The following is a 2,749-nucleotide window of genomic DNA, read 5'->3' on the forward strand; positions in this document are numbered from 1 at the left end:
CCGGCATCTACGCCGAGGTGTTGGGGTTGGAGCGGGTCGGGGTGGATGACTCCTTCTTCGACCTGGGCGGGGATTCGTTGTCGGCCATTCGGTTGGTCAACGCGGTCAATGCGGGTTTGGGCTCCGCACTTGCGGTTCGGTCGGTGTTCGAGGCGCCGAGGGTGAGGGAGCTGGCTGGACGGGTCGGAGAAGGTTCGGGTGGTCGTGAGCCGCTGGTCGCCCAGGAGCGTCCGGCGGTCATTCCGTTGTCATATGCCCAACAGCGGCTGTGGTTCCTGGATCAGCTGGAGGGGCCGTCCGCGATTTACAACATGCCCACGGCGTTTCGGATAGTCGGAACGTTGGATGCGTCGGCATTGGGCGCGGCGTTCGCCGACGTGGTCGAGCGTCATGAGTCTCTGCGCACGGTGTTCACCTCGGTCGACGGCGTTCCTCGGCAGGTGGTTCTTCCTACCGAGGAAGCTGACTTCGGTTGGCAGGTGGTAGATGCCGGCGGCTGGTCGGCAGCCGAACTGGCCGAGGCGTGCGAAGAAGTGGCCGGCCGACCATTCGATCTCGCTGTCGAGATCCCCTTGCAGGCACGGCTTTTTCGCGTGCACGAGAACGAGCATGTTCTGGTGTCGGTGGTGCACCATATTGCCGCTGATGGTTGGTCGGTGACTCCGCTGGTGGCCGATGTCTGTGTGGCCTACGAAAGCCGTTGTGCGAGAAGGATGCCAGCGCAGCTGCCGTTGCCGGTGCAGTACGTGGACTACGCCCTGTGGCAACGGGCGTATCTCGGAGATCTGACCGATCCCGATAGTCGGATTTCTGGACAGCTCGCGCATTGGGAACGGGAGTTGGCCGGATTGCCCGAGCGTCTCGAATTGCCCACCGACCGGCCCTATCCGTTGGTGGCAGATCACCGGGGCGCGAGTGTGTCGGTGGAGTGGCCGGCCGAACTGCAACAGCGCGTCCGCGAAGTCGCTCGCGAACACAACGCGACGACATACATGGTGCTGCAGGCAGCGTTGACAATTCTGCTGTCGAAGCTCAGCTCCAGTTCCGATGTGGCGGTGGGAGTCCCGGTCGCGGGGCGTGGAGATGCCGTGCTCGACCAGGTGGTGGGGTTCTTCGTGAACACCTTGGTGTTGCGCGTTGATCTGACCGGCGATCCCACGCTTTCTCAGGTGCTGGGGCAGGTCCGTGCGCGCAGTCTGGCGGCACTGGAACACCAGGATGTGCCGTTTGAGATCGTGGTCGATCGGCTCAAGCCGACTCGATCGCTGGCTCATCACCCTCTGGTCCAGGTGATGTTGGCCTGGCAGAACTTCGCCGGACAGGACAACGGCACCGCGGCCGGTCCAGGCCTGGGTGATCTGCACGTGACCTCGTTACCGACAGATACCCATAGTGCTCGGATGGACCTGTCGATATACCTGGGGGAACGTTTCGACGAAACTGGCGAATCTGCCGGAATCGGCGGATCGGTGGAGTTCCGCACCGACGTGTTCGACACGGCCGGCATCCAATCCATGATCGACAGGTTGCAGCGGGTGCTGGCGGCGATCGCCACCGACCCGGAGCAGTCGCTGTCGTCGATAGAACTGCTGGATGCGCCCGATCAGACCCGCCTCGATGAGATGGGCAATCGGGGAGTGCTGACGACAGCGACGTCACCGGTGTCGATTCCGGTGATGTTCGAGCAGCAGGTGTCCCGTGACCCGGACGCAGTGGCGTTGGTGTGCGGGGATCGGTCGATGTCCTACCGCGAGGTGGATGAGGCATCGAATCGCTTGGCGCACTGTTTGATCGGCCTTGGGGCTGGGCCCGGCCGATACGTGGGTCTGCTGTTCAACCGGTGTGCCGAGGCAATCGTTTCGATCGTCGCTGTGCTCAAGTCGGGGGCAGCGTATCTGCCGATCGACCCTATGCACCCCGATGCGCGGATCACGTTCATGCTCGACGATGCCGCACCGCTCGCGGTCGTCACCACGGCGAACCTTGCCGGACGGCTCGACAACTGCGATGTCACGGTCATCGATGTCGACGACCCGCGCATCGACGCGGAGCGCGGTACTCCGTTACCCGCGCCCATTGCTGACGACATCGCCTACCTGATCTACACCTCGGGGACTACCGGCGTCCCGAAGGGTGTGGCCATCGCACACCACAACGTTACCCATCTCATGGACTCCCTCGACACCGGCGACTTGCCGCCGGCTTCAGAACAGGTGTGGTCGCAGTGGCATTCATACAGCTTCGACATCTCGGGCTGGGAAATCTTCAATGCCCTTCTGCGCGGCGGGCGCCTGGTCGTCATCCCGGAAGACACGGCGTGCTCGCCGGAAGACTTCCATGAGTTGTTGGTCTCTCAGCAAGTCAACGTCCTGGGCCTGACGCCGACGGCTGCTGCGGCGCTGTCGCCAGACGGTTTGGGATCAATTGCGTTACTGGTCGGCGGTGAGCCCTGCTCGGCCGAAGTAATGGACCGGTGGGCTCCAGGCCGCGTGATGATCAACCAGTACGGCCCGACCGAGACGACGATGTGGGTGACGCTGAGCGCCCCGTTGACGAGTGGGCGGGGGTGTCCACCGGTTGGCTCACCGGTACCGGGGGCCGCCTTGTTCGTTCTCGACCGATGGCTCCGGGAAGTACCCGCGGGTGTGGTGGGTGAGTTGTATGTCGCCGGCCGCAATGTGGGTGTGGGGTATTGGCGTCGTGGTGGGTTGACGGCGTCGCGGTTTGTGGCGTGTCCGTTTGGTGGTGT

The 2,749-nt window shown here is 63.6% G+C and carries 1 protein-coding gene; it reads left to right on the forward strand.

Going from position 1 to position 2,749, the window contains the following annotated elements:
* The coding region (locus tag AC4LGL_RS28250; RefSeq protein WP_491841627.1) for a non-ribosomal peptide synthetase at positions 1-2,749 on the forward strand (2,749 nt) is incomplete at both ends.

Source organism: Mycolicibacterium arcueilense (genome assembly GCF_058536225.1).